This is a genomic window from Streptomyces arenae (genome assembly GCF_022343545.1).
Lineage (GTDB): Bacteria > Actinomycetota > Actinomycetes > Streptomycetales > Streptomycetaceae > Streptomyces > Streptomyces humi.
Window position 1 is genome coordinate 33,863 of sequence record NZ_JAKQYH010000073.1, and the last position, 26,675, is coordinate 60,537.

At 73.0% G+C, this 26,675-nt stretch carries 21 protein-coding genes; 9 read left to right on the forward strand and 12 right to left on the reverse strand.

Annotation, left to right across the window (positions count from 1 at the left end; all coding sequences use genetic code 11):
• Nucleotides 1-27: 27 nt before the first annotated feature.
• Both MB828_RS35735 and MB828_RS35740 read right to left on the reverse strand, forming a co-directional pair.
• Nucleotides 28-558 (reverse strand): SRPBCC family protein, encoded by a 531-nt coding sequence (locus tag MB828_RS35735; RefSeq protein ID WP_301651805.1) that lies wholly within the window; start codon nt 556-558, stop codon nt 28-30.
• A 5-nt stretch (nt 559-563) separates the two neighbouring features.
• A complete protein-coding gene (locus MB828_RS35740) occupies nt 564-905 on the reverse strand; it encodes an ArsR/SmtB family transcription factor (RefSeq protein ID WP_133022783.1) in 342 nt (113 codons plus the stop codon).
• Between the two features lie 247 nt (nt 906-1,152).
• Here MB828_RS35740 and MB828_RS35745 point away from each other — a divergent pair, with 247 nt between their 5' ends.
• On the forward strand, nt 1,153-2,655 hold the full coding sequence (locus MB828_RS35745; protein ID WP_133022782.1) for an MFS transporter: 1,503 nt from the start codon (nt 1,153-1,155) through the stop codon (nt 2,653-2,655).
• A 256-nt stretch (nt 2,656-2,911) separates the two neighbouring features.
• On the opposite strand, the gene MB828_RS35750 is transcribed toward MB828_RS35745, so the two are convergent.
• Nucleotides 2,912-3,334: a subtilase-type protease inhibitor gene (locus MB828_RS35750; protein ID WP_301651806.1), complete on the reverse strand. Its 423-nt coding sequence runs from the start codon at nt 3,332-3,334 to the stop codon at nt 2,912-2,914.
• A gap of 325 nt (nt 3,335-3,659) precedes the next feature.
• On the opposite strand from MB828_RS35750, the gene MB828_RS35755 reads away from it, so the two are divergent.
• Together MB828_RS35755 and MB828_RS35760 are read left to right on the forward strand one after the other, a co-directional pair.
• Nucleotides 3,660-4,190 carry a hypothetical protein gene (locus MB828_RS35755; protein WP_301651807.1) on the forward strand — a complete coding sequence of 177 codons (531 nt, stop codon included), beginning with the start codon at nt 3,660-3,662 and terminating at the stop codon, nt 4,188-4,190.
• Nucleotides 4,191-4,312: 122 nt separating this feature from the next.
• On the forward strand, nt 4,313-5,482 hold the full coding sequence (locus tag MB828_RS35760) for a lactate 2-monooxygenase (RefSeq protein ID WP_301651808.1): 1,170 nt from the start codon (nt 4,313-4,315) through the stop codon (nt 5,480-5,482).
• 83 nt (nt 5,483-5,565) lie between these two features.
• Here MB828_RS35760 and MB828_RS35765 read toward each other — a convergent pair whose 3' ends face one another.
• From MB828_RS35765 to MB828_RS35780, 4 genes are all read right to left on the reverse strand, one after another.
• Entirely contained in the window at nt 5,566-7,203 is a 1,638-nt protein-coding gene (locus MB828_RS35765) for an RICIN domain-containing protein (RefSeq protein ID WP_301651809.1), read from the reverse strand.
• Between the two features lie 467 nt (nt 7,204-7,670).
• Entirely contained in the window at nt 7,671-8,048 is a 378-nt protein-coding gene (locus MB828_RS35770; protein WP_301651810.1) for a toxin Doc, read from the reverse strand.
• 4 nt (nt 8,049-8,052) lie between these two features.
• Nucleotides 8,053-8,292: a hypothetical protein gene (locus MB828_RS35775; protein WP_301651811.1), complete on the reverse strand. Its 240-nt coding sequence runs from the start codon at nt 8,290-8,292 to the stop codon at nt 8,053-8,055.
• Between the two features lie 72 nt (nt 8,293-8,364).
• Complete coding sequence (locus tag MB828_RS35780; RefSeq protein WP_301651812.1) at nt 8,365-11,466, reverse strand: glycoside hydrolase family 2 TIM barrel-domain containing protein; 3,102 nt, start codon at nt 11,464-11,466, stop codon at nt 8,365-8,367.
• A gap of 271 nt (nt 11,467-11,737) precedes the next feature.
• Here MB828_RS35780 and MB828_RS35785 point away from each other — a divergent pair, with 271 nt between their 5' ends.
• Entirely contained in the window at nt 11,738-14,119 is a 2,382-nt protein-coding gene (locus tag MB828_RS35785; protein ID WP_301651813.1) for a SpoIIE family protein phosphatase, read from the forward strand.
• Between the two features lie 125 nt (nt 14,120-14,244).
• Here MB828_RS35785 and helR read toward each other — a convergent pair whose 3' ends face one another.
• From helR to MB828_RS35800, 3 genes are all read right to left on the reverse strand, one after another.
• Complete coding sequence (helR, locus tag MB828_RS35790) at nt 14,245-16,452, reverse strand: RNA polymerase recycling motor ATPase HelR (RefSeq protein ID WP_301651814.1); 2,208 nt, start codon at nt 16,450-16,452, stop codon at nt 14,245-14,247.
• A 351-nt stretch (nt 16,453-16,803) separates the two neighbouring features.
• Nucleotides 16,804-18,006 (reverse strand): glycosyltransferase, encoded by a 1,203-nt coding sequence (locus MB828_RS35795; RefSeq protein WP_301651815.1) that lies wholly within the window; start codon nt 18,004-18,006, stop codon nt 16,804-16,806.
• A 138-nt stretch (nt 18,007-18,144) separates the two neighbouring features.
• The gene (locus tag MB828_RS35800; RefSeq protein WP_301651816.1) at nt 18,145-18,693 is read right to left on the reverse strand and encodes an RNA polymerase sigma factor; all 549 of its coding nucleotides are present in this window, start codon (nt 18,691-18,693) and stop codon (nt 18,145-18,147) included.
• Nucleotides 18,694-18,739: 46 nt separating this feature from the next.
• Here MB828_RS35800 and MB828_RS35805 point away from each other — a divergent pair, with 46 nt between their 5' ends.
• Nucleotides 18,740-20,137: a serine/threonine-protein kinase gene (locus MB828_RS35805; RefSeq protein ID WP_301651817.1), complete on the forward strand. Its 1,398-nt coding sequence runs from the start codon at nt 18,740-18,742 to the stop codon at nt 20,135-20,137.
• A gap of 126 nt (nt 20,138-20,263) precedes the next feature.
• A complete protein-coding gene (locus MB828_RS35810) occupies nt 20,264-20,989 on the forward strand; it encodes a DUF4232 domain-containing protein (protein WP_301651818.1) in 726 nt (241 codons plus the stop codon).
• An 18-nt stretch (nt 20,990-21,007) separates the two neighbouring features.
• Here MB828_RS35810 and MB828_RS35815 read toward each other — a convergent pair whose 3' ends face one another.
• Both MB828_RS35815 and MB828_RS35820 read right to left on the reverse strand, forming a co-directional pair.
• On the reverse strand, nt 21,008-22,042 hold the full coding sequence (locus MB828_RS35815) for an SDR family oxidoreductase (protein WP_301651819.1): 1,035 nt from the start codon (nt 22,040-22,042) through the stop codon (nt 21,008-21,010).
• On the reverse strand, nt 22,039-23,088 hold the full coding sequence (locus MB828_RS35820) for an aldo/keto reductase (RefSeq protein ID WP_301651820.1): 1,050 nt from the start codon (nt 23,086-23,088) through the stop codon (nt 22,039-22,041). Before MB828_RS35820 ends, MB828_RS35815 begins: the two co-directional genes overlap by 4 nt.
• A 76-nt stretch (nt 23,089-23,164) precedes the next feature.
• On the opposite strand from MB828_RS35820, the gene MB828_RS35825 reads away from it, so the two are divergent.
• From MB828_RS35825 to MB828_RS35835, 3 genes are all read left to right on the forward strand, one after another.
• The gene (locus MB828_RS35825; RefSeq protein ID WP_133022766.1) at nt 23,165-23,701 is read left to right on the forward strand and encodes a TetR/AcrR family transcriptional regulator; all 537 of its coding nucleotides are present in this window, start codon (nt 23,165-23,167) and stop codon (nt 23,699-23,701) included.
• Nucleotides 23,702-24,089: 388 nt separating this feature from the next.
• A complete protein-coding gene (locus MB828_RS35830; RefSeq protein WP_301651821.1) occupies nt 24,090-25,340 on the forward strand; it encodes a hypothetical protein in 1,251 nt (416 codons plus the stop codon).
• Between the two features lie 55 nt (nt 25,341-25,395).
• On the forward strand, nt 25,396-26,655 hold the full coding sequence (locus MB828_RS35835) for an arsenic transporter (protein ID WP_301651946.1): 1,260 nt from the start codon (nt 25,396-25,398) through the stop codon (nt 26,653-26,655).
• Nucleotides 26,656-26,675: the final 20 nt, after the last annotated feature.

A 26,675-nucleotide genomic window follows, 5' to 3' on the forward strand; every position in this document is an offset into this window, starting at 1 on the left:
CGGTCAGGCGTCCGCGCCGGGGACGGGTCAGGCGTCCGCGCCGGGGACGGGCGCGCCGGAGGGCAGGCCCGCGTCGAGGTAGCGCCGGTAGTACTCCCGCCAGGGTGCGGTGACGCCGGCGTGCGGACCTTGGAAGCGTTCGCCGCGGGCCTTGGCGTCGAGGGCGGTGAGGCAGACCTCCCAGCCGGCGCTGTTGCGGGCGGCGGTGTCCACCTCGCCCAGGACGTGGGTGAGGGTGAAGCGGGTGCGGTCCGGGCCCTCCGGCGCCAGGTCGAAGCGGATCTCGTCGCCGCCCCAGTCGAAGGCGAGGGTGCGGGGCGGGTCGACGGCGAGGACGGTGCCGTACGACTCGGGCATGTTCGGGTCGCCGGTGAACCGCACGGTGCCGCCGGGGCGCAGGTCGATCTCGGCACGGGAGGGAAACCACCCGGCGAGTTCGTCGGGGTCGGTGACGAAGTGCCACACCCGGTGGACGGGGTGGTCGTAGACACGGCTGAAGCGGACGGCTGGGCGGCCGTCGTCGAGGGTCAGGTAGGTGCCGGTGAGTTCGGCGGGCATGGGGGTCAGTCCTTCGGGGAGGGTTCTCTCGGGTCGTCCGCGGTCTCGTCGAGGCGCCGGCCCAGGGTGTCCAGGCTGCGGTTCCACAGCCGGCGGTACGGGGTGAGCCAGGCGTCGAGTTCGGCGATCGGGGCCGGGTCGAGGGCGTAGACCCTGCGCTGGGCGTCCTGCCGGACCCGCACCAGGCCGGCCTCCCGCAACACCTTGAGGTGCTTCGACGTGCTCGGCTGGCTGAGACCGCAGGCGTCCACGATCTCGCCGACGGGCATCGGCCGGGTCAGGAGCAGGCCGACCATGGCCCGTCGGTGGGGATCGGCGAGGGCGGCCCAGAGGGTGTCGGCGGACATGGGACCACTATGTCCCCACGGTTATATTCCCGTCAAGGAATACACCCAGTACACAGCCGCCGCACCCGTCGGCCACTGCCCCTGCGGGCAGACCCGCCACCCCCTCAAGCGAAACGTTGCCGTTTCGCTGAAAGTGGTCTACTCTCGATGTGTACGAAACCGTTTCGTTCGCGGCGGCCGTGTGGGCCCGCCCGTACCGAAGCGCCTTCCGAAATCTCCCGAACGACTTCCCTGGAGTGGTTCCCCCATGTCCGAGAAGACCCTGACCGACGACGTCAGCGTCGGTGCCACGGAGGCACCAGCGGCCGCCTCCTCCAAGCGATGGTGGATCCTCGCGGTCATCGCCATCGCCCAGCTGATGGTGGTGCTCGACGCCACCATCGTGAACATCGCCCTGCCCTCCGCCCAGGCCGACCTCGGATTCTCCGACGGCAACCGGCAGTGGATCGTCACCGCGTACGCCCTCAGCTTCGCCTCCCTGCTGCTGCTCGGCGGGCGGATCGCCGACCTGTTCGGCCGCAAGACCGCCTTCCTCATAGGTGTCGTCGGCTTCGCCGCCGTGTCCGCGCTGGGCGGTGCCGCCAACGGCTTCGGGATGCTGGTCACCGCACGCGCCCTCCAGGGTGCCTTCGGCGCGCTGCTCGCCCCGACCGCGCTCTCGCTGCTCAACACCACGTTCACCGACGCCCGTGAGCGGGCCCGCGCGTTCAGCGTCTACGGTGCCATCGCCGGCGCCGGCGGCGCGGTGGGCCTGCTTCTCGGCGGTGTCCTCACCGACACGTTCGACTGGCGCTCGACCCTGTACGTGAACGTCGCGATCGCCTTCGTCGCCTTCGCGGGTGGCATGGCCCTGCTGCACAACCACCGGGACGCGGGCAACTCCAAGCTGGACGTGCTCGGCACGGTCCTGGTCGCGGCCGGTCTGTTCTCGCTGGTCTACGGCTTCTCCAACGCCGAGACGCACGACTGGGGCTCGCCGCTGACCTGGGGCTTCCTGCTCGCGGGTGTCGTACTGCTCGCGGCCTTCGCGTGGTGGCAGACCAAGGCCAGGCATCCGCTGCTGCCGCTGGGCATCCTGATGGACCGCAACCGGGCGGCCTCACTCCTCACCGTGCTGATCTCCGCCGGCGGCATGTTCGGCGTGTTCCTCTTCCTCACGTACTACCTCCAGCTGAACCTCGGCTTCAGCCCGACCAAGACCGGCGTGGCGTTCCTGCCGATGATCGGCGGCCTGATGGTGACGGCGCAGATCGGCACCCAGGTCCTGGTACCGAAGTTCGGACCGAAGGTCGTGATCCCGCTGGGCTTCGCGGTCTCCGCGGCCGGCATGGCCTGGCTGACCGGGATCGGCGTCGGCTCCAGCTACGTCAGCGCGGTGCTCCCGCAGCTGATCATCACCGGCCTCGGCCTGGGCCTGGTCATGCCGGCGGCCATGCAGCTGGGCACCGGCGGAGTGACGGCCGACGAGGCGGGCGTCGCCTCCGCGACGGTCAACGCCATGCAGCAGGTGGGCGGTTCGATCGGTACGGCGCTGCTCAACACGCTCGCGGCGAGCGCGGCGACGAGCTACCTGACCGGGCGGGACGCGACCAGCAAGCTGGTGCAGGCCCAGGCGACGATCGAGAGCTACACCACGGCGTTCTGGTGGTCCGCCGGGATGTTCGCGGCGGGCGCGGTGATCGCCTTCCTGCTCTTCCGGCGCGGGGTGCCGGTCCAGGACCCGGACGCGGCGCCGGTCGTCCACATGTGACGCCCACGGGAGCCGCAGGGACCGAGGGGCCGCCGTCAGCAGGGAGACGGCGGCCTCTCGCCGTTCGTTCACCGCCGCTTCCCGGAGCCCTCCGGGACGGGGGCGCCGGGAAGCGGCGGTGATGCCGAGGGCCGGCGGGCGGCCCCACTCCGCCCGCCGGCCCCCGTTGCGAGATCGCAGGTTCCCCGCTCCAGAGGGCCGCACTCCCCAGTCACGGACCTGTTCGGCAGGCACGAGCACCGTGCGATCCCGGGTCTCAGAACGCGAAGACGCTCGCTCCGTAGGCGTCCCGCATGCAGGCGTTGCCGAAGCTGCGCTCGTAGGAGACGCGCTTTCCTTGCCAGACACCCTCGACCGTGACCACGACGGGGTCGTAGAGCTTGGTGCACCACACGTCGTTCCCGGCCGCGAGAGCGTCGAAGTCGCCCCCGGCGCCGCGCAGTTCGGCGCAGGCCTGGGCGGCGGCCGGGTGGGTGCCGGAGGCGGCCGGCGCGCAGGTGAGGGTCACCGCTCGCTCGGGCGTGGCGGTGGCCGCGTCGCTGCCGTGGCCGGTGGTGAGCACCAGGGCCGAGGGGGCGTAGAGCGAGCTCGGGGCGGCGACGGCGGCTCCGGTCAGGGGTCCGCAGACGGCGACGGCCGTGAGGCCGAGGGTCGCTGCCCAGCGCGCGGTGGTTCGCATTGTGTGCATCCTTCCGCTCGATTTCGACGGGTGCCGCACCCGGCCCGGTGGGTGCCGGGGGCGGCGGGCGCCACTCTGCCGACTCCGCCGTCGAAACACACATCGAACCCACAGGTTTCAGTAACCTTGCGTATTTAATCAGTGGCGTGAAGTCACAGAAATCGAACGCGTCGACCGCTCAACGGAGCGGTTCTTGATCGCTCGATGCGGCCAGATGGCCGGTTTCCATCGCTTCGTTAATCGTCCTGAAACATTCCGCTTCCGCTCTCGGCGCATTTCACGGCAAGCCCTTGCCAGGAGGCTGTAACGGAGTAATCGTGATTACATGATTACTCAAGAGCAACGAGACAAGCTGCGCGGCTGGTTCGCCGGCCGGCTGCCGGACGACCTCTTCGAGGAGCTGGTCGAGGTGACGGCCGACCGCGAGGAGGTCACCGTCATCGGGCGCATCCCCGGGCCCAAGGTGGCGGACGGCGCGTCGGACGCCGAGCGGACGTCCGCCGTGCAGGGCCGGATCCAGGAGTTCCGGGAGCGCACCCGGGAGAGCCGGATGGCCGTGGCCCGGGAGGCCGAGCACCGGTTCGGGCACAAGGTGTCCTGGGGCGTGGAGTGTGCCGGAAAGCGGGCCCTGTTCACCCATGTGGCCGCGCCGGTGATGACCCGGCTGCGGCAGCCGGAGCGGCAGGTGCTGGACACCCTGATCGCCGGAGGTGTGGCCCGCAGCCGCAGCGAGGCGCTGGCCTGGTGCGTGCGGCTGGTGCAGAAGCACACCGACGACTGGCTGACCGAACTGCGCGACTCGCTGGAGCACGTCGAGCGGGTCCGGGCCCAGGGACCGGACACCGAACAGGACTGAGCCCGCCCCCGGGACACCCGCCGGCCGGGGTGGGCCGGGGCGAAGGGCGGTGTACGGCCCCGCACATACCGGCGAGTATGGTCGCCACGGCGCGAACTCGACGTGGAGAGGCGGACGTACGGATGGCGAAGCACTGGGCGGACTTCCAGTACGAGATCTATCTCAACGGGATGACGGGGGCGGTGCCGCGGCTGCCGACCGACCTGACCCGCCTGGAGGAGCTGACCGAGCGGCGGCTCGGGCCGGGCCCGGTCGGCTACGTGTCCGGCGGCGCGGGCGACGGCTCCACGATGCGCGCCAACCGGGCCGCCCTGGCACGGCACCGCATAGTGCCGCGGATGCTGCGGGACGTCGGTGAGCGGGACCTCGCGGTGGAGGTGCTGGGCCGTTCGCTGCCCGCGCCGCTGGCCCTGGCGCCCGTCGGCGTGCTGTCGATCATGCATCCGGACGCCGAGCCGGCCGCCGCCCGGGCCGCCGCCGCGCAGGGCGTGCCGTTCATCCTGTCCTCGGCCTCCAGCACGCCGCTGGAGCAGGTCGCGGAGGCGATGGGGGACGCCGAGCGGTGGTTCCAGCTGTACTGGGGCAGGGACCGCGAGGTGACCCGGAGCTTCCTCCAGCGGGCCCGCGCCCACGGGTTCTCGGTGCTGGTCGTCACCCTCGACACGCCGTTGCTGTCCTGGCGCCCGCGCGATCTCGACCAGGCGTACCTGCCGTTCCTGAACGGGGTGGGCACCGCCAACTACTTCACCGACCCGGCGTTCCTGGCGGGGCTCGCCAAGCCGGTGCACGAGGACCCGAACGCGGCCGTACTGCACTTCCTCGGGCTGTTCGGCGACCCCAGCCACACCTGGCCCGACCTCGCCTTCCTCCGGGAGCACTGGGACGGGCCGATCGTCCTCAAGGGCGTGCTGCACCCGGACGACGCCCGGCTCGCCGCCGACGCCGGGATGGACGGGGTGGTGGTCTCCAACCACGGCGGCCGGCAGGTGGCCGGTTCGGTGGCCGCGGCCGACGCGCTGCCGCGGGTCGTGGCGGCGGCGGGCGACCGGCTGACCGTGCTCTTCGACAGCGGGGTGCGCACCGGGGACGACGTGTTCAAGGCGCTCGCGCTCGGCGCCCGGGCGGTGCTGCTGGGACGGCCGTACGTCTACGGGCTGGGCCTGGACGGACAGGCCGGGGTGGACCACGTGATCCGTTCGCTGCTCGCGGAGTTCGACCTCACCCTCGCCCTGTCCGGGCACGCCACCCCGGCCGCGATCACCGCGGCCGACCTGGCCGAGAAGCCCGCGTGAGCGCCCCCGGCGACGCCCTCGCCGTCGGCCGGGGCGGGTCTGGATGTCCTCGACCCCGAACCGCCCATCCCGGACGTCGTCGGCTAGTTCCCGGTCAGCTCCGCGGGGTGGGCCGAGTGGCCGCCGGTTCCGGCGACGGAGAGGGAGCCGGGGCTCTGTGACGGGACCGGGGCGTCGGTCAGCCAGTGCTGGCCGCTGGTGTGGTCGCGGACCTTGACCACGATGTCGTCGCCGGGGTTCACACCGCCCGTGGCGAGGGCCAGGGACTCGTCCCAGTGGGGCAGCAACTCGCCCTGGACGGTGAGGTCGTAGCGGACGTCCTTGGCGCGCCCGGTGTGCTCCTCGGCGCAGGTGCCGAGGATGACCACCCCGGCGTCCGCGTGCGAGTCCAGGCACAGGCCGTCGCCGGCCACGCTGCGCAGCTCGCCGTCGCTCTCGAACGTCCACTGCTGGGTGTTGGCCGTGGAGCACACCGCGAGCACGACGCCGGCCCCGGCCTTCGGCGCGCCGTTGATGTCGAGGCAGAGCTGGGCGGCCGCGTTGCGCAGCCGGGTCGCCTGGTCGGCGGCCGGCAGCCCGGCCGTGCCGGAGGTGGGCGTGGCGTCGGGAGTCGTCTCGGGGTCGGTGCCGCCAGGGACCAGGCCGGCGGTCGCGACGGCGTCGCTGCCGTCGCCGCCGCCCGACAGGGCGCTGACGGCGAGGACCGAGGCGAGCAGTCCGGCGCCGGCCACGCCGACACTGGTCAGCAGCGTCTTGGACGACCAGGAGCCGGGCGGGCGGCGTACCGGGATACGGGCCAGGATCCGGGTCCGGGCCGCGGCGCGGCGGCGACCGCCGCCGCCTCCGGCACGCCGGGCGGCGCGGGTCGGCGACTCCGCCTCGCCGCCCTTGCGTCCCGGGCGTGAGTCGAGGTAGCGGCGGGCGCCCCAGCCGAGTACCGCCTCGACGAGCAGCACTCCCAAACCGCCCTCGACATGGCCGAGTTGCTCCGCGGCGGCCCGGCAGTACGGGCACTGGGCGAGATGCTCCTGGACGTCCGGCAGCAGGCCGCCGCCGCGCCGGATCGGAACGTCGAGCAGCCGGTTGTAGTAGCGGCACTCCTGGGACGGCGCGAGGTCCCGGTGGGCGCGGACACAGCCCTCCCGGAATTTCTCCCGGGCGTCCTCCAGAGCGGCGGACGCGGTTGTCGTGTCCATGCCCAACAGACCGGCGGGTACGGTTATCGGCTCGGCCTCGACCTCGCTGTGCCAGAGCAGGCTCTGGGCGAGCGCCGGAAGGCCCAGGAATGAACGCTCGGCGAGGGCGCGGTTTTCCGGCGCCATGGGCTTCGCGGCACGCATACCGCGGCCGCCGGCCGGTTTCCCGAGGTCGGGGAGAACCTCCGCTATTCGGTCCTCGTCGGACCAGTTGGCGACGGTGTCACGGACCGCGACCAGCAGCCGGGGCCGGATGGCGTCCGCCGTCTCGCCGAGGGCCACCCGGTCGAGCACCTGGTGGAAGGCGGCGGCCGCGACCATGTGCGCGACCGGCCCGGAGACGGCCAGGCAGATGACCGCGTACTCCTGCACGGGCCGCCAGTGCCGGGCCATGAGCAGCGCGGCGGACCGGGAGGCCTCGATGTCGGAGCCGGCTCGCAGCGGGGCGGCGAGGGACTCGTCGGACTCTCCTGCACCACCGCCCGGCGGCGGATAGGGAGGGCGAGGCGGGAGGGGGGTGGGCACTGAGCGGTTTCCTTTGGTGCGGGTGGTGCGGACCTCTCCGGCGGGCGGACGGAGGGCGGGAATTGACCGGCCCCCTGTCGGCCGTGTTCCCCAACTGCCGAATTGGTCCCGGCCATTATCCCGGCGTGGATGTTTAACCCTCGCACAAGTCTCACACAAGCAACAAGGCGCCCGTACAACATCGACAGCATTGACAGAAAGTCAGAAAGGCGGCGGTGGCTATTGCCCCTGCATGGCCGTATTCACATTCCGCGCACCCCGTGTGAACCGTGCGCCCGCACCGGCCCCGCGCGCACACTCCCGGCCCGCGCGCACGAGTGGTCCACTGATGACCGGCCCTCCTCGTACGGCCCCGCGCAGAACGGCGGCTCTCCTGCGCGAAACAGGCCGCCGGCCCCGTTCCTCCCGCCCTCGGCCGGCGGCCCCGAGGAGGGGTGGCGGCGCGCCCCCCGTTTGTCCGGACGGGGTCAGAGCTGCCAGGAACGGAGCCGGTCCGCCGCGGCGTAGACGTCGGCCTTGCCGCTGATCAGGTCGCGGGCCAGGTCGACGAGGGCGCCCTGGGGCGGGTCGATGCCGGCGCCGCCGGCGGACATGTAGGCCACCGCGGTCGCGCAGGCGAACCGGGCGTTGGCCGCGGGCAGCGGCTTGAGCAGGGCGAGCGTGTGCAGCAGGGCCGCCGCCCGCCAGGCCGGGTCGGAGTCCACACCGAGCCGGGGCGGATCGACCCGGTGCCGGGCGACGGCGGCGACCAGCGCGGAGAAGTCGGTGACGGCGGGCTGCTCCGGCAGCACTTCCTCATGGCGCTGGAGCAGCCAGGGCACGTCGATGTGGAGGACCGGCGGCATGGGTTCAGGCGATCTCGCCGTTCGCCGGCGGCTCGTCGTCCGGGAAGGCTGCCGCGAACTCGGCGGCGTGGGCCGCGAAGAAGCGGCGGAACTCCTGCTCCCCCTGCCGCAGAGCCCGGTGCCGGGCGATGTCGGCGGCGGCCGCGTCACGGACGAGGGCCTTCATGGACGTACCCCGCTCCTTGGCGGTCTGCCGGAGGTCCTCGAGTTCGCGGTCACTGAACTCCACATTCAGAGCTGGCATGTTCGTTACGCTACCGCGAGGGTACTTACCCGTAAATACCAGCAGGTGAAGGGCGGATCCTCGCGGTACCCGTCAGAGGTCGAGCCTGCTGATCCGTACCGCGCCCGAGGGCTGTCCCGGGTGGGCGCTGGTGAGGGTCAGCCGGAGCCGGGAACCGCGCGCCGCGGTGAACGTGACGACGGTCGGGGTGTCCGAGGCCGTGGCCCACTCCACCGCCGTGCCGTCCACGGGCCGGTAGGTCCGTCCGTCCCAGACCGCCACCTCGACCGCCGCGGGCAGCGCATGGGTGGCGTCCACGGTGAAGGAGACCTCCACCCGGTCGAAGGTGCGGGTGCGGCCGAAGTCGACCGACACCCAGTCCCCGGTCCGGGCGCCGCTGAACGCGGGCAGCAGGGCGGTGGCCGACTTGGTGAACGCGTTGGACCAGCCGGTCGTCGGGTCGCCGTCGAGCATGGCGGCCGGCAGGGTGTCCGCGCGACCGGAGTAACTGGCATCCGCGAGGGGGTGGTTCGGCGGCGCCGGGTAGTCGGGGCCGAAGTCCGGCGCGGGGGTGCGGGCCGCCGCACGGGCCGGGTCGGTGCACAGGGTGACGGTGTCGCCGCGCAGGCCGTCCACCCGCGCGCGGACCCTGAGGACACCCCGCCCGGTGCCGGAGCGGACCACGGCGAGCGCCTTGCCGTGGAAGGCGGTCCGGGTGCTCGCCTGGTAGCGCTCGGCGCTCTCCTCACGGCCGTTGTCGAGGCCGGCGATCGAGCCGCCGGTCACGTCGAAGGAGATGAGGTGCTCGGCGTCGGGCACCGGCACGCCGTGCGCGTCGACGATCTCGGCGGTCACGAAGGCGAGCGAACGGCCGTCGCCGGGAAGGGACCGGCGGTCGGCGGTGAGGCGTACGGCGGCCGGGTCGCCGGCGGTGCGCAGCACGTCGGTGGCGACCACCCTGCCGTCGCGCCGGGCCACCGCCTTCAGTTCGCCGGGCCGGTACGGCACCCGCCAGGTCAGGTGCAGCTTGCCGGCGCTGCCGTTCGGGCTGGTGTAACTGCCCGGATAGGGGCCGGTGGTGAAGGTCTTGTCGTCACCGGTGGCCTCGGTGGTCTCCAGGTAGGTGCGGCCGTCGGTGGTCGTCTTGGTGTCGAACTCCCGCACGCCCAGGGACTTGCCGTTCAGGAACAGCTCGACGGAGGGCACGTTGGCGTACGCCCACACCTCGACCGTGTCCCCGGCGCCGTGGTTCCAGGTCATCGGCACCAGGTGCACCATCGGCTCGCTCGTCCACTGGCTGCGGAAGAGGTGGTACATGTCCTTCGGGAAGCCCGCGGTGTCGACGGCGCCGAAGAAGGACGACTTCACCGGGAACACGTCGTACGGCGTCGGCTCGCCGATGTAGTCGATGCCCGACCACAGGAACTGGCCCGCGAACCACCTGCGGTCCCGGTCCTTCTTGTGGCCGTACTCGCCGCTCATCGTCCAGGAGGCGAGGTTGTTGTCGTAGGACGAGGTCGCGCGGCGGCCGGGGGTGTGGTTCTCCCCCGTGTTGAGGTGCTCCGGTTCCTGGTACGCGCCGCGGGTCGAGGTCTCCGAGGAGGACTCGGACTCGAAGAGGAACAGGTGCGGGTAGGCCGCGTGCAACGCGTCCACGGACCTGGCGGTGTTGTAGTTGAGGCCGAGTCCGTCGAGTCTGGCGAGCATCAGGTCGGCGGCCGAGCCCGCCTTCGGCACGCTGCGGTACTTGTCGGAGCCGATGACCAGCGGGCGGGTGTCGTCGGCGGCCCTGATGGCGGCGATGATCCGGTCGGCCATGGCGAGGCCCGCCGTGGAGGTGGAGTCGGGGATCTCGTTGCCGATGGACCACAGCACCACGGCGGGCGAGTTGCGGGCGGCGAGCACCATCTCGGTCGCGTCGGCCTCACACCACTCGTCGAAGAACCGGCCGTAGTCGTACCTGGTCTTGCCGGTCCGCCAGCAGTCGAAGGCCTCCACCATCATCACGATGCCCAGTTCCTCGCAGACCTCGATCATCTGCGGCGAAGGCGGGTTGTGCGAGGTGCGGAACGCGTTGACGCCCATCGACTTCATGAGGGTCATCTGTCTGCGCACCGCGTCGGCGCTGACCGCCGCGCCGAGCGCGCCCTGGTCGTGGTGGAGGTCGACACCCTTGATCTTGGTGTGGGCACCGTTGAGGGAGAAGCCCTCGTCGGGGTCGAAGCGGTACTGACGGACACCGAAGACGGTCCGGTAGGTGTCGACGGTGGTGCCGGCGACGCGGAGTTCGGTGTGCAGGGTGTAGCGGTGCGGGCTCTCGATCCCCCACAACCTCGGTTTCCCGACGGTCAGTTCGTGCGTCTCGGCACTCTCGCCCGAGCCGCCGACGGTGACCGTGGTGGCGGTCCGGGCCACGGTACGGCCGTCCGCGTCGGCGATCCGGGAACGCACCTCCACGTCCGCGCCCCGGCCGGACGCGTCGACGACGGCCGTCCGCACCCGCACCACGGCCCGCTCGGCGGTGATGTCCGGCGTGGTGACGTACGTCCCCCAGCGCGCGACATGCACCGGCTCGGTCACCACCAGCCGGGCCTCGCGGTAGATGCCGCTGCCCGAGTACCAGCGGCTGCTGGGCAACTGGTTCTGCACCTTGACCGCGAGGACGTTCACGGTGCTGCCGTCGGTGTGCAGCAGACCGGTGAGGTCGAGGGCGAAGCCGGTGTAACCGTACGGGTGACGGCCCACCTGGGTGCCGTTGCAGTACACGTACGAGTCCATGTAGACGCCGTCGAACTCCACCGAGACGCGCTTTCCGGCACAGCCGGGCGGCAGCGTGAAGGCGAGCCGGTACCAGCCGAGGCCGCCCGGGAAGAAGCCGGTGCCGCTGGTGGTGCCGTGGTCGGTGGTGGGGGTCTGCTCGATGCTCCAGTCGTGCGGTACGGCGACCTGCCGCCAGGCCGAGTCGTCGTACCCGGGGTCCGCCGCGCCCGCGTAGGCGCCGGTCGGGTCGGTGATGCCACCCGGATCGACCAGCGCGAACCGCCAGCCGTCCCGCAAGGCGACCGTGTGCCGGCCGGTGGCCTGCGTGGACGTCTCCGGCCCCGGGACCGCCCAGGCGCCCGGCGCGCCCAGCAGGGCGCCTGCCGTCGGGGCTGCCGTGGCGGCTGCCAGAACCGATCTGCGCGTGACCGTCATGGTACGGCTCTCCCTCATCAGGGCCCAGAACTACTCACAACTGATCGTGACCAAACAGATTCTGACGGTGTGGCACTTGTGGCCGTCAAGGGTCGGGAGGCGGTCCGCTCCGCCTTTCGTCCCGTCGGCCGGTTCCCGTTCGGCACCCCGGACGGGGGGCCGAACCGGCCGGACGGCCGCCGCCGCTTGTCGGTCGCGGGCGGGTCAGACGCACTACCCTGAACACGAGTGGTGCACCTGTTGACTGTGAGTGTGCCTTGGGAGTGGCGAGATGAGCCGGGTCTATCCGTTCGACGATGCGGCGACGGCCCGGGCTGTCATCGACGAGAACGGCACGCTGGTCGAGTGGAACGAGGGCGCGCGGCGGCTCCTCGGCCACCCGGCCGACGAGGTCGTGGGCCGGCCCGCGGCGCGCCTGCTCGCCGGCGACGCCACCGTGACCGTGCCCTCCGGCGCCCGCTGGGACGGCGTCCTGGGACTGCGCCACCGGGACGGCCGTACGCTGCCGGTCTGGCTGCTCGCCCACCACCGGACCGCGAGCGACGAGCGCCCCGGCCAGTGGCTGGTGGTCTCCCCGCTGGACGGCGGCGGTCCCAGCGGCCCGGACGACCCGCTGGGCACGGCGGTGCTGATGCAGTCGCCGTGCGCCGTCGCCGTCTACGACGAGCAACTGCGGCTGCGCCGGGTGAACGAGGCGATGGCCGAGGTCATCGGGCTGCCCGAGGCTCACATCCGGGGCCTGCGGATCGAGGAGATCGGCGGCCGGCCGCAGAGCGAGGAACTGGAGCTGAGCATGCTCCGGGTGCTGACCTCGGGCCGCCCGCTGGACGTCCAGACGTACATGCGCACCGGCGGCGAGGACGTGGCACACGCCTGGCTGGCCCGGATGGCGCCGATCACCGACGCGGCGGGGCGGGTGCGCGGGGTGTGTCTGGCCGCGCACGACTTCACCGAGAACTACCTGGCCAGGGAGCGGCTCCAGCTGGTCAACGAGGCGAGCGTACGGATCGGCAGCACCCTGGACGTCGCCCGGACGGCGCAGGAGCTCGCCGACGTGTGCGTGCCCGCGCTCGCCGACTTCGTCACCGTCGACCTGCTGGACCCGCAGGAGTACGGCGGCGACCTGCCGGTGCGGCTGTGGGCACCGCTCACGCTGCGCCGCACCGCGCACCAGTCGGTGCTGCCCGGCGTCCCAGAGGCGGTGCTCAAGCCCGGACACACCGAGTCCTACCCGGCCTTCTCCCCGCAGGCCGACTCGCTCATCGCGGGGCGCACGATCGTGGCGTCCGTGCCGTCCGGCGACATGGCGAAGTGGCTCACCTGGCACCGGGCGCGCGCCGAGCGGGTCCGCGAGTTCGGCGTGCACGCCTCGATGGCGGTGCCGATCCAGGCGCGCGGGGTGACCCTGGGGGTCGCGGTGCTCACCCGGCACCGGCGGCCCGACCCGTTCACCGCGGACGACGTGCTGCTGGCGGAGGAGATCACGGCGCGGGCCGCCGTCTGCATCGACAACGCCCGCCGTTTCTCCCGCGAGCGCGAGACCGCGCTGGCCCTGCAGCGCAGTCTGCTGCCCCGGACGCTGCCGCACACCGCCGCCCTGCGGGCCGCGTCGCGTTATCTGCCGGCGGCCCGGGCCGGAGTGGGCGGCGACTGGTTCGACGTGATCCCGTTGTCCGGGCTGCGGGTCGCCATGGTGGTCGGGGACGTGGTCGGCCACGGGGTGCAGGCCTCGGCGACCATGGGCCGGCTGCGGACCGCCGTACGCACCCTGGCCGACATCGACCTGGCCCCGGACGAGCTGCTCACCCACCTCGACGACCTGGTGCTCCGGCTCTCCGAGGAACAGGGTGGCGAGGGCAGCCCCGGGGAGGTCGGCGCGACCTGCCTGTACGCCGTCTACGACCCGGTGTCCCGGCGCTGCACGCTGGCCCGGGCGGGCCACCCGCTCCCCGTCGTACTGCGCCCGGGCGGCCGGCTCCACGAGGTGGACCTGCCCGCGGGTCCGCCGCTGGGCCTGGGCGGGCTGCCCTTCGAGTCGACCGAGATCGAGCTGCCCGAGGGCACCGTGCTGGCGATGTTCACGGACGGGCTGATCACCTCCCGGCACCTGGACCCGGACACCGGTCGCCGGCTCCTGCACGACGCGCTGGCGGCCTACAGCGACTCCCTGGACGAGACCTGCGACCGGATCCTGCACGCCCTGCTGCCGTCGGGCGGCGCCGCCGACGACGTGGCCCTGCTGCTGGCCCGCACCCAGAGCCTGCCGGCGTCCCGGGTGGCGACCTGGGACGTCCCCGCCGATCCCGCCCTGGTCGGGCAGATCCGCAAGCAGGTCGTGGAGCAGCTGGAGGGATGGGACCTGAGCGCGGCCGTCTTCACCGCGGAGCTGGTGGTCAGCGAACTGGTCACCAACGCCATCCGGTACGGCGCCCACCCGATCCGGCTGCGGCTGATCCACGACACGACCACGCTGATCTGCGAGGTCTCCGACACCAACCACACGGCCCCGCACCTGCGCCGGGCCAAGACCTGGGACGAGGGCGGCCGGGGCCTGCTGCTGGTCGCCCAGCTCACCCAGCGCTGGGGCAGCAGACACACCCCCGAGGGCAAGACGATCTGGGCCGAACTGTCACTGCTCGACCAGGACGGCTGAGCGTCACCGCCGGCGGTGCGGCCGTCGGCGGTAAGGCGACCCCGCCGGCGGTGCGGCGCCCCGCCGTCGGCCCGCCGCGGCGCCGTCCCGGCAGGTCGCGCCGTTCCCCGAGCCCCTTCGGCGCGCTACTGGACCGGGGCGGACGCCGCCGGGCCCGCCGGGGCCCCGCTCGTGAGGATCACCAGTTGCCGGGTCGCGCGGGTCATCGCCACGTAGTGGTCGACGGCGCCCTCGACGCCCTCGCCGAACTCCTCCGGGTCGACCAGGACCACCAGGTCGAACTCCAGACCCTTCGAGAGCACCGGGGGCAGCGATCCGACCCGGTCGGTGGCGGTGAAGCCGGGGGCGCCGATCACGCAGGCGGTGCCGCCGGCGTGATCGGTGAGCCAGCGGTCGAGGACCGCGTCCAGCTCGGACGCGGAGCCGTGGACCACGGGCAGGCCGCCGCGGCGGATCGAGGTCGGCACGTTGGCGTCGGGCAGCACCGCCCGGATGACCGGCTCGGCCTCCGTCATGATCTCCTCGGGCGTGCGGTAGTTGATGCTCAGCGAGGCCATGGTGATCCGGTCGAACCCGACCCGTTCCAGGCGTTCCCGCCACGACTCGGTGAATCCGTGCCGGGCCTGGGCGCGGTCGCCGACGATCGTGAAGCTCCGGGACGGACAGCGCTGCAACAGCATCTGCCACTCCGCGTCGGTGAGTTCCTGGGCCTCGTCCACGACGATGTGCGAGAACGGCCCGGCGAGCAGGTCCGGGGTGACCGTGGGCAGTTCCGACTCGTCGACCAGGCTGACCCGGGCGTCCGCGCCGCGCAGCATCCTGACCAGACCCTCGCCGTCGTCACCGTCGGCGCCCGAGTCGGCGACCGCCCCGATCAGGTTGTCCACGACCTGCGCCATCCGCTCGCGCTGCGCGGCGAGGACGGCCTGCTGACGCTGTCCGCGCCGGGCCGCCTCCGGGTCGCCGAGCCGCTGCCGGGCCGCGTCCAGGAGCGGCATGTCGGAGACGGTCCAGGCCTGTGCGTCGGCGCGCTGCAGCTTCCGCACGTCGTCCCGGCCGAGCCAGGGGGCGCACATCCGCAGGTAGGCGGGCACCGTCCAGAGGTCCCCGACCAGGTCGGCCGGCTCCAGCAGCGGCCAGGCCCGGTGGAGGGTGTCGGCCAGGTCCCGGTCCCGCCGGACGGACGCCAGGAACTGCTCGGGCGTGACGTCCGCACCGGCGCACTTGTCCAGCAGGATGGTGGCCAGTTCCTCCCAGATCTGGTCGCGGGCCTCGTTGTGCGGGGTGCCCGGCGCCGGAGCGCGGAACGCGTCGGCCCAGTCGTCGGCGGTCAGCCGCAGATCGCCCCAGTCGGTGCCGACCGTCGTCCCCTCGGCGGGCGGCTCCTCGTAGAAGCGGACCGCCGTCTCGATCGCCAGCACCATCTCCGTGGACGACTTCAGCCGCGCCACCTCGGGGTCGGCCTCGGGGGCCGCGTCGGCCCCCTCGTCGACGAGGTCGGCCAGGACGCAGGTCTGCACGCCCTCCTCGCCGAGGCTGGGCAGCACGTCGGAGACGTAGTTCAGGTAGGGCCGGTGCGGGCCGACGAACAGCACCCCGCCGCGCCGGTGGCCGAGGCGGGGGTCGGCGTACAGGAGGTGGGCGGTGCGGTGCAGGGCGACGACCGTCTTGCCGGTGCCCGGACCGCCGTCGACGACGAGGGCGCCCCGGGACCCGGCGCGGATGACGGCGTCCTGGTCGGCCTGGATGGTGGCGAGCACGTCACGCATGCGTGCGGACCGGTCGGCGCCGAGGCTCGCCACGAAGGCCGACTGGTCGTCGAGCGCCGCGTGCCCGTCGAGTCCGTCGGCGGTGAACACCTCGTCCCAGTAGTCGCTGACCCGGCCGTCCGTCCAGCGGTACCTGCGGCGGCTGCGCAGCCCCATCGGGTCGGCGTGGGTCGCCGCGAAGAACGGCTCGGCGGCCGGGGAACGCCAGTCGAGCAGCAGCCTGCGGCCCTCGCCGTCGGTGAGGCCGAGCCGGCCGATGTACACGGGCTCGGGGTCGTCGGCGGGGACGATGTGCCCGAGGCACAGGTCCAGGCCGAACCGGCGCAGGGTGCGCAGCCGTCCGGTCAGCCGGTGGATCTCGGCGTCCCGGTCCATTGCGGCGCGGCCGGTGCCGCCGGGCGCCCTGAGCTCGGCGTCGAGCCGTTCGGAGAGTTCGGCGATCGACTGCGCGAGACAGTCGGCGACGGCGGCGAAGTGCCGCTCGTCACCGGCGATCAGCACCGGATCGGCCTTGGCGGAGAGCCGTTCGGGCAGCTCGAAGGCACGGGTGGTCAGGGGGTTCACTGCATCAGCTCCAAGAGAGGGCCGCGCCGGCCCGAGGACACGGACGGCGGGGCGCCCGGCCGGACACGACGAACGAGGCCGTGGGGGTGGGGGCGCGGGAGTGGGGGGTGGACGTGCGGGACGAAGTCAGAGCGTGCCGACGAGGAAAGCGGGGCCGAGCGGGCTGACCCGGGTGGACGGCAAGGCGGCAAGGCGGCAACGCGATAAGGGAGCGTCCCGGCCGGAGACGCGACCGCTTCGACAACAGCCCCGCCATGACCGCGACGCGATCCGGACCCGGCGGCCCGGTGGGAGCGAAGCGTTGCGGGAGCCTCGCGGCCGGCGCGTGGTGCGGCCGTCTCGCCGGGTGGGTCAGCTGCCGTCGAGGAGCATCTGGGCCGCCACCGCTGCGCCGTCGGCGCGGATCGAGGGAGCCACGGCGGTGGCGCGGGCGCGGGTCTCGGGGGTGAGGGCCGTGGCGAGCGCGGCCGAGAGGGTGTCGACGGTGGGGGTCGGGCCCTCGTGGGCCGCCCCGATGCCCAGTGCGGCCACCCGGGAGGCCCAGTGCGGCTGGTCGACGATCTGGGGGACGACCACCTGCGGCGCCCCCGCGAGGGCCGCGGTCGTCGTCGTGCCGGCACCGCCGTGGTGCACGACGGCCGCCACCCGGCGGAACAGCGCCTGGTGGTTGACCTCACCGGTCACGAAGCAGTCGTCCGATGCGCCGCCCGGGTTCAGTTCCGCCCAGCCGTGCCCGACGACCACCCGGTGGCCCTGGGCGCGCACCGCCTCGACGGCCACCCGGGCGGCGTCCGGCGCGCCGCGCATGGCCATGCTGCCGAAGCCGACGTACACCGGCGGTGGGCCGGCTTCCAGGAAGGCCGCCAGCTCGGCCGGGAGCGGGCGGTCGTCCGGCAGGACCCACGCCCCGGTCTGCACGAGGTCGAGATCCGTCATGTCCTGCCAAGGGGCCAGGAACGGGTCGGCCGCCAGCCACGGCCGGTCCGTGAGGACGTGGTCGCGGACGTTGTCCACCGGGGGCAGGCCGAGCGCGGCCCGGTGCGTGTTGAGCGCCTGCCCGTACAGGGCGTTCACCCGCTCGGCGTCCACCTTCCACTGCTCCGCCAGGTCGGCGTCGGCGGGGGCCGGACGGCCCGGCCGGCCCGCCGGGGGGAACCGTGATGACGGCAGCCCGGCCGTGTGGTAGCAGGCCAGCACGTAGCGGATGCCCAGCTTCTCGGCGACCGACCGCGCACCGGCCGGCATCAGTCCCGTCGCCACCAGCGCGTCGCACCCCTCGGCCGCCGGGGCCACGGTGTCGAAGTGTGCGGCGACCAGTTCGGGAGCGAGCTTGAAGGCGTCCTGGGGCGACGGGTTCGGCCTGGTCACCAGCGCCCGCACGGACGGCCCGAACGGCACGTGCGGCACACCCGCACGGGCCAGCAGCTGGGCGAACTCCGCGTCCGGCGGCGCGCAGACCCGCACCTCGGCCCCGAGCGAGCGCAGCGCCGCCCCGAGGCCCGCCAACGGCTCGACGTCTCCGCGCGACCCGTATCCCATCAGCAAAACACGCACTCGACACATCCCCCAATGACCGCGGTTCCTGGCTTCGGCCTGCGATTTTGCGGGACGAGGGGGGCCTTGCGGCAAGCCCCCCCATGCGCTATACGTTGAGAAGGGACAGGGGCCGCGCAGTCGCGGCCCTCAGTGCTGTCAGGGCGCGCTGAGCCACGGCCGGACCTGCTTGCGCGCCTCGTGCAGCCGCGACTTCAGCGTCCCCAGCGGGATCCCCACCCGCTCCGCGACCTCCGCGTAGTCCAGCTGGCAGATGTCCCGGTAGACGAGCGGGGCGACGAGCTGCGGGTGCTCCCGCTCCAGCCGGTCCAGTGCCTCCAGCAGGTCGATCCGGGATCCCGCGATCACGCTGGTGGTGCGCGGGTCGATGTACTGGGCGGGTTCGATGGCCGCCGGCTGCTCCGCCGCCCGCCGCTTCAGGTCCCGGTACTTCTGCCGGGAGCAGTTCGCGACGACCGTGTAGAGCCAGGTGCTGAAGCGGCTGCGGCCCTCGAACGTGGAGATCTTCCGGGAGATCTGGAGCAGCACGTCCTGGGCGGCTTCCTCGGCGTCCTCACGGCACGGCAGGAACCGCCCGCAGCGCCGTACGACGTCGGGCCAGACCTCGGTCAGCAACTGGTTCAGGGCCCGCTGGTCGCCCGCGGCGGCCCGCCGGGCGAGGTCTTCGGTCAGCGCGGCGTCCGGCACGGGAGGTCCCCCTCGAAGTCGATCTCAGGCCAGGCATGATAGTCGTATGCAACCCCTGGAGCGGATCGGCCGCTATCGCCTCGAACGGCGCCTGGGCACCGGTGCCTTCGGGACGGTCTGGCTCGCCCACGACGACCAGCTGGACGCCCCGGTCGCCGTGAAGGTCCTCGCCGACAACTGGTCCCACCGGCTCGACATCCACGACCGTTTCCTGTCCGAGGCGCGACTGCTGCGCCGGGCCGACTCGAAGCGGGTGGTGCAGGTCTACGACATCGGCGAACTCCCGGACGGACGGCCGTACTTCGTGATGGAGTACGCCGACGCGGGCACCCTCGCCGACCTGCTCGCCGGCGGCCCGTTGCCGGTGCCGGACGCGTTGCGGCTGACCGCTCTGGCGGCGCGCGGCGCGGCGGACCTGCACGAGGCGGGGATCGTGCACCGGGACATCAAGCCGACCAACGTGCTGCTGCGCACCGCGCCGGACGGCACCCGGCGGGTGCTGCTGGCCGACCTGGGGCTGGCGAAGAGCCTGGCGCAGGCGTCCGGGCTCACCCTCGCCGCCGGTTCGGCGGGCTACCAGCCACCGGAGCAGGCCCAGCCCGGCGAGGGCATCGACGCCCGCGCCGACATCTACGCCCTGGGCGCGGTGGGCTACGAGTTGGTGACCGCGACGGTGCCGGGGGCGCCGGGGCAGGTGGTGCTCCCGGAGCGGCTGCGGCCGGACCTCGCGGAGGACGTGCAGCGGGCCCTGATGCGGGCCATGGAGCCGGACCGGCAGCGGCGCTGGCCCACCGCGCACGCCTTCGCGGACGAGCTGGACCGGCTGGTGGCCCGCTCCGCGGCCCGTCGGCCGAAGCGGCTGGACGGCGTCCGGCGGCGGCTCAACGCGATCACGCTCACCCTCGCCGCGGTCCTCGCGGCCGGCGGCACCGCGGTCGGCGTCACCCTGCTGCACCAGGGCGGGACGACGGACGGCGGGACGCGGGTCGCCGACTCGACCGGGCGGGTGGTGGCCGAGGTGCCGTCCGGGTGGGCGGGCGAGCTGCGGAACTCCGGCTGGAACCCGCAGGCCCTCGGGCTGGCGTCGGGTCACGAGCCGGGCCTGGAGGTCGCCGACGACGTGTCGCGGTGGCAGGACCTGACGACCGCCGTGAACGGCGTCTTCATCGGCCTGAGCGAGCACGGCGACGTCACGGCCAAGGTGAACGCGCTGTCCCACTCCGGCTGCCGGTACGACGGCAGCCGCGCCTTCACCGGTACCGCCTGGAAGGGCCGGGTACGGACCTGGAGCGGCTGTTCCGGCGCGGGCGGCTCGATCCAGGAGGCGGCCCTCGTCCCGGCCGGCGGGGACGCCCAGCCCCAGGTGTACGTGCAGGTTCGGCAGAAGGGCGCCGTGGACGGCGATACCACGGACGGCATACTCCGGTCGCTCCGGGTCACCTGACCCGATGAAATATCAGCGTGCCCCGAACTTTTCCGCCGCTCGTCGCATCGGATGGTGGTGACGGCGCACGTCGCGCCTCGGGCACGCCTCCCACGCATGCCATGACCTCCAGGAGTGTTGAGAAAGATGGCGCACACGTCCCAGTCCTCGCGGCGCGGGGCGGCCCTGCTCGTGAGCACGGTCGCCGCTCTGGGCCTCCTGACCGCCTGCGGCAACGGCGGCCAGGGCAAGACCCCGGAGTCGGTGTCGGGCACGGCCGCGCCCGCGACCGGCAACTCGCCGAGTTCGGACGGCTCCGGCACGGCTTCCGGCACGGCGGGCGCCGGTTCCCCGTCGTCGCGGACGGCCGGTTCGGCGACCGGCTCGGCGACCGGCGACTCCACGAACGGGGGCGGCTCGACGGGCGGCGGTGGCACCACCACCGCGAGCGGCACCCGCTGTCACACCTCCGATCTGAACGCCTCGGTGGGCCGCAACGACCCGGGGGCCGGCCAGGAGAACTTCCCGATCGTGCTCACCAACACCTCGTCCCGCACCTGCACCGTGCGCGGCTACCCGGGCGCCGCCTTCGTGACCGCCTCCGGCACCCAGCTCGGCCCGGACCCGCAACGGGAGACCGGCACCGCCGCCCAGACGGTCACCCTCAAGTCCGGGCAGAGCGCCTGGGCCGGGCTGACCTTCTCCAGCCCGGACATCAGCGGTGCCAAGACGGCGACCCCGGCTTCGCTGCTGATCACTCCGCCCGACGAGAAGAACTCGCTGAAGGTCACCTGGAAGGGCGGCCCGGTCCCCGTCTCCGGCAACTCCTCCGCGGTGCGCCTGAGCGTGTTCAGCGCCGGCACCGGCGCCTGATCACCCCTCTCGGTCCGGTCATCTCCCGAGGCCGTGGGCGAGGAGGCTCTCGGCGGTCTCCGCGACGGTGTCCCCGATCGGGCGCGCCCGCCAGCCGAGGAGCCGTTCCGCCTTGGCGCTCGTGGCGTCGAGGTCCCGGCCGAGCTGGTGCCTGAGCAGGCGCAGTTCCGGGTTCACGGTGCCCAGTGCGCGGGCGAGCCACACGGGCATCTCACGGGTGGGAGCGTGCGCGGCGCGCTCCCCCAGGCGGTCCCGCAGGATGCGCGCGATCTCGACGACGCGCAGGCTGGGCCCGGCGGTGGCGAGGAAGCGCTGGCCGGCGGCCGCCGGGTCGGTCATCGCCCGCAGGTGCAGATCGGCGACGTCGCGCACGTCGACGAAGCCCATCCCGAAGGGAGGGCAGGCGGGAACCCGTCCTTCGAGCATCCTGCGCACGAGCCGCAGGGACGGCGGGTCGTCCGGGCCGAGCAGTGGCCCGAGGACCCCCACGGGATGGACCGCTGCCAGTTCCATACCGCCGCCCTCGTCCTCGACGAACCGCCAGGCGGCGCGCTCGGCGAGGGTCTTGGACCGCTGGTAGGGCGGGATGTCGCTGTCGACGTCCGTCCAGTCCTCCTCGGTGAAGGGGGCCGAGCGCGGCGGATGCCCGATCCCGACGGCACCGAAGGCGCTCGTCAGGACGGTCCGGCGGACACCGGCGTCGCGGCCGGCGCGCAGCACCCGCAGGACGCCCTCCCGTGCCGGGACCACCAGCGCGTCGTCGTCCGCCGGCGTACCGCGCAGGGTCGGCGAGGCGACGTGCAGGACGTACTCGCAGCCGGCCACGGCGGTGTCCCAGCCGTCCGGGTGTTCCAGGTCGGCCCGTACGACCGTGAGGCGGTCGTCGTCGAACGGCGTGGCCGCGTGCAGCCAGGACCGCAGGGTGGGCTCCCGCCGCAGGTCGCGGACCGTGGTGCGGACGCTGTACCCGGCGTCGAGCAGTGCCAGGACGCACCAGCTCCCGATGAATCCGGTGCCTCCGGTGACCAGTACCGGTGTCGTCGGCGCCCTCATGCGAGTGCCATGCCGGGGATGCGCTTGCGGATGGCCTCCAGCTCGGCTTCGTCCGAGACGCCCTGCCAGTCGTACCGCGGGGTGTACGGGGCCTCCAGGGCGCGCACCTCGTCGTCGGTGAGTTCGACGTCGAGGGAGGCCACGGCCTCGTCGATCTGCCCGGTCGTGCCGGCGCCGACCAGCGGTGCGGTGACGACCGGCCGGCGGCGCAGCCAGGCGAGCGCGATCCCTGCGCGGCTGACGCCGTGGGCGTCCGCCACCTGCCCGACCGCGTCGATGATCGCGCGGTTGGACGCCTCCTCGCCGGGCGTGTAGAGCATGTCCGCGTACGCGCCGTCCGTCTCGGAGCGCGCCGTCGAGCGGGCGTCGTCCCAGGCGCGGGCGAGACGGCCGCGGGCCAGCGGGGACCAGATGATCGTGCCGACGCCCTCGTCGAGGCAGAGCGGGATCATCTCGCGCTCCTCCTCGCGGGCGAGGAGGTTGTAGTGGTCCTGCATGGACACGAACCGCGCCCAGCCGTGCTGCTTCTGCAGGTGCAGGGCCTTCGCGAACTCCCACGCGTGCATGGACGAGGCGCCGAGGTAGCGGACCTTGCCCGCCTTCACGAGGTCGCTGAGTGCCTCGAGGGTCTCCTCCCACGGGGTGGCCCGGTCGTTGCGGTGGATCTGGTAGAGGTCGATGTAGTCGGTGCCGAGCCGGCGCAGCGAGTGCTCGACCTCGGTCATCACCGCCTTCCGTGACAGTCCCCGTCCGTTGGCTCCCGGCCGCATCGGGTGGCGCAGCTTCGTGGCGATCACCACCTCGTCGCGGTCGGCGAAGTCCTTGAGTGCCCGGCCGAGGATCTCCTCGCTGGAGCCGTTCGAGTACATGTTCGCGGTGTCGAAGAAGTTGATCCCCGCCTCCAGTGCGTGCCGGATGAGCGGCCGGGCCTCCTCCTCGCCCTTCGACCAGACGGGGTGCCCGCGGTCGGGCTCGCCGTAGGTCATCGCGCCGACGGCGATCGGTGACACGTCAAGGCCCGTGGTGCCGAGCTTGATGTAGTGCATGGTGCCCCTCTAAAATAAGTGGAGAGCTCTCCGGATAACTTAGTGGAGAGTTCTCCACTTAGCAAGGTGAGGTCCAGTGGTCCGTTCCGACGCCCGCGAGAACCGGGCACGCATCCTCACGGCCGCCCGTGAGGCGTTCACCGAGAACAGCGGTGCCTCGATGAACCAGGTCGCCCAGCGCGCCGGCGTCGGCGCGGGCACCCTGTACCGCAACTTCCCCACCCGCGAGGCGCTGGTCCTGGCCGTCTACCAGGACGAGGTGACCCGCATCACCGGCACCGTGGCCGACCTGCTGGCCGAGCTGCCGCCGCTCGACGCGCTCCGCGAGTGGACGACCGGTCTCGTCGAGGCGATGCGCAGGAAGCACGGCCTCGGTGACGCCCTGAGCGCCGGCGCGCACCAGGCGATCGCCGAGCAGAGCTACGGCCCCGTCATCGCCGCCATCTCCCGGCTCCTCGACGCCGGCAAGGCGGACGGCACCATCCGCGCGGACGCGGATCCCGCCGACTTCCTCCAGCTCACCGGCGCGCTCTGGCGCGCCGCGGCCGGCCCCGAGGACCGGGCTCCCCACATGCTCGCGCTCATCCTCGACGGACTGCGCACGCGCCCCTAGGCCCTGTCTGACAATGCGCGTCTGCCGCGCGACGCCATGCACGCACTCTCACCGCACCGGCCCCAGACCCGAGTACGCCCAGTACGTGGGCCTGGGGCCGGCACTCCCCCAGCCTCCGGCCGGGGGGACCCCCAGAGCACGCACCTGACGCCGCGCGGCCGCCCTTCGGGCGACGACGCGAATTGTCAGACAGGCCCTAGCCGGAGCACCACCCGCACCCCGCTGCCGTTCCCCGGGCAGCGGGGTTCGCCATGTCCCGGCCACGACTGTCACAGACGTGCAACACGCGCGGCCGGCTCCGATCTTTTCCGCCGGGCCGCCCATCACACCCGACGACCACGCAGGAAGCGGCTCCACGAGGGGCCGGGACGACGGATCGGGGACGGACATGAGCGGCATCTCTCGCAGGCGGGTGCTGACGGCGGGCGCGACAGCCGGCGCCCTGGGCGCGCTGGGCGCCGTGTCGGGGTGCTCGAACGGCACGTGGACACTGGACGGCGACGGTTCCGGCGCCGGCAGCGGCGGCGGGGCGCCGACGAAACCGCTGAAGCTGATCGGGGACGGCTCCACCGCCGACACCGGCGCCCAGCCCCACCAGCCCAAGGCGACCCGCATGGCGCCCGGCACCAAGCCCCCGCAGTTCGTGGTGTTCTCCTGGGACGGCGCGGGCGAGCTCAGCAACCAGCTGTTCTCCCGCTTCCGCAAGGTGGCCGCCGACCACGGCGCGAAGATGACGTTCTTCCTCTCCGGCATCTACACGCTGCCCGAGTCCAAGAAGAACCTCTACCACCCGCCGCAGCACCAGGTCGGCGCCTCCGCGATCGGCTACCTCTCCGACCGGCACATCCACGCCACGCTCCAGCAGGTGCGCTCCGCCTGGCTGGAGGGCCACGAGATAGGCACCCACTTCAACGGCCACTTCTGCGGCAGTGACGGCGTGCGCAACTGGTCACCCGCCGAGTGGCGCAGCGAGATCGACCAGGCCGTGGACTTCGTCACCAAGTGGAAGACGAACACCGGCTTCACCGACCTGGAGCCGCTGCCCTTCGACTACCGCAAGGAACTGGTCGGCGGCCGCACCCCGTGCCTGGAGGGCCAGACCAACCTGCTGCCCACCGCGGCCGCGCTCGGCTGGAAGTACGACGCCAGCTCCCCCGGCGGCCTCCAGATCTGGCCCGGCAAGGTGCAGGGCAACCGCATCTGGGACTTCCCCCTGCAGTCCGTGCCGTTCCCCGGGCACTCCTTCCAGGTCCTGTCGATGGACTACAACATGATGTACAACCAGTCCGCCGGCAACCCGCTCGGCGACAAGACGCAGTACGACGCCTGGCGCACCCAGGCCCGGGACAGCTACCTGGCGGGGTTCGAGCGGGCCCACTCCACCAACCGGGCGCCGTTCTTCATCGGCAACCACTTCGAACGCTGGAACGGCGGCATCTACATGGACGCCGTCGAGGAGGCGATCGGCAGGATGGCCGAACACGACGACGTGCGCTTCGTGTCCTTCAAGCAGCTGGTGGCGTGGCTGGAGGCGCAGGACCCGGCGGTGCTGCGCACGTTGCGCACGCTGAATCCGGGGCAGGAGCCCACGGGCGGGTGGGCCGAGTTCCTCGGCCCGGCGGGTACCCCGTCCGCGTAACCGCGGTCTGCTTTCATGGGCGGACCGCATCTGATCACGTCCTGAGGAACACGCCCTGAACACCCCCCTCGCCGAGACCCTGTCCGTCGTCCTGCTCGCCGCCGTGCTCGCCTGGGCCGTCATCCGGCCGCACGGCTGGCCGGAGGCGGTCCTCGCCGTGCCGGCGGCGCTGGTGGTGATCGCCACCGGGGCGATCTCCCTCGACCACGCCCGGGCGGAGGCCGAACAGCTGGGCCCGGTCGTCGGCTTCCTCGCCGCCGTGCTGGTGCTCGCCCACTTCTGCGACGTCGAGGGCCTGTTCCAGGCCTGTGGGGCGTGGATGGCCCGCTGGTCGGCAGGGCGGCCGGTGCGGCTGCTGACCGCGGTGTTCGCGCTGGCGTCGGTGATCACCGCCGTACTGAGCCTGGACGCGACGGTGGTGCTGCTGACGCCGGTGGTGTTCGCGACGGCGGCCCGCTCCGGAGTCCGGGCGAAACCGCACGTCTACGCCTGCACGCACCTGTCGAACACCGCCTCGCTGCTGCTGCCGGTGTCCAACCTGACGAACCTGCTGGCGTTCGCGGCGAGCGGGCTGGGCTTCACCCGGTTCGCGGCGCTGATGGTGCTGCCCTGGCTGGTCGCGATCGGCGCCGAGTACCTGGTGTTCCGGCGGTTCTTCGCCCGTGACCTGTCCTCGGCGGCCCCGGGTTCGAAGGACACCGGCGAGCCGCCCGGGCTGCCGCTGTTCGCGCTGGTCACGGTCGGCTGCACACTCGCGGGGTTCGTGCTCACCTCGGCGGTGGGCGTCGACCCGGCGTGGGCCGCGTGCGCGGGCGCGCTGGTGCTGGCCGGGCGGGCGCTGGCACGGCGGCAGGCGACCCCGCTGACGGTCGTGAAAGCCGCGGCGCCCGCGTTCCTGGCGTTCGTGCTGGCGCTCGGGATCGTGGTGCGGGCGGTCGTCGACAACGGCCTCGCCGACGCGCTCGGGCACGTCCTGCCGAGCGGGACCGGGCTGCCGGCGCTGCTCGGGATCGCGGCGCTCGCCGCCGTACTGGCCAACCTGATCAACAACCTGCCGGCGGTGCTGGTGCTGCTGCCGCTGGCCACGGCCGACGGCCCCGGCGCGGTGCTCGCGGTGCTGCTCGGGGTGAACATCGGGCCGAACCTCACCTACGCCGGGTCGCTCGCGACGCTGCTGTGGCGCAGGATCGTGCACCAGCACGACCACGGCGTGGACATCGGCGAGTTCACCCGGCTGGGGCTGCTCGCCGTGCCGGTCGCGCTGGGCGGTGCGGTGGTGGCACTGTGGGGGGCGCTCCAGGTGATCGGCGTCTAGCCGGACTCGTCGGAGTCGTC

Bases quoted from the DNA above. Each gene is read 5' to 3' on its own strand.
- MB828_RS35815 (WP_301651819.1), bottom strand. From the start codon at position 22,042: ATGAGGGCGCCGACGACACCGGTACTGGTCACCGGAGGCACCGGATTC.
- MB828_RS35810 (WP_301651818.1), top strand. From the start codon at position 20,264: ATGGCGCACACGTCCCAGTCCTCGCGGCGCGGGGCGGCCCTGCTCGTG.
- MB828_RS35785 (WP_301651813.1), top strand. From the start codon at position 11,738: ATGAGCCGGGTCTATCCGTTCGACGATGCGGCGACGGCCCGGGCTGTC.
- MB828_RS35735 (WP_301651805.1), bottom strand. From the start codon at position 558: ATGCCCGCCGAACTCACCGGCACCTACCTGACCCTCGACGACGGCCGC.
- MB828_RS35775 (WP_301651811.1), bottom strand. From the start codon at position 8,292: ATGCCAGCTCTGAATGTGGAGTTCAGTGACCGCGAACTCGAGGACCTC.
- MB828_RS35770 (WP_301651810.1), bottom strand. From the start codon at position 8,048: ATGCCGCCGGTCCTCCACATCGACGTGCCCTGGCTGCTCCAGCGCCAT.
- MB828_RS35760 (WP_301651808.1), top strand. From the start codon at position 4,313: ATGGCGAAGCACTGGGCGGACTTCCAGTACGAGATCTATCTCAACGGG.
- MB828_RS35820 (WP_301651820.1), bottom strand. From the start codon at position 23,088: ATGCACTACATCAAGCTCGGCACCACGGGCCTTGACGTGTCACCGATC.
- MB828_RS35740 (WP_133022783.1), bottom strand. From the start codon at position 905: ATGTCCGCCGACACCCTCTGGGCCGCCCTCGCCGATCCCCACCGACGG.
- MB828_RS35780 (WP_301651812.1), bottom strand. From the start codon at position 11,466: ATGACGGTCACGCGCAGATCGGTTCTGGCAGCCGCCACGGCAGCCCCG.
- MB828_RS35755 (WP_301651807.1), top strand. From the start codon at position 3,660: ATGATTACTCAAGAGCAACGAGACAAGCTGCGCGGCTGGTTCGCCGGC.
- MB828_RS35805 (WP_301651817.1), top strand. From the start codon at position 18,740: ATGCAACCCCTGGAGCGGATCGGCCGCTATCGCCTCGAACGGCGCCTG.
- MB828_RS35750 (WP_301651806.1), bottom strand. From the start codon at position 3,334: ATGCGAACCACCGCGCGCTGGGCAGCGACCCTCGGCCTCACGGCCGTC.
- MB828_RS35745 (WP_133022782.1), top strand. From the start codon at position 1,153: ATGTCCGAGAAGACCCTGACCGACGACGTCAGCGTCGGTGCCACGGAG.
- MB828_RS35830 (WP_301651821.1), top strand. From the start codon at position 24,090: ATGAGCGGCATCTCTCGCAGGCGGGTGCTGACGGCGGGCGCGACAGCC.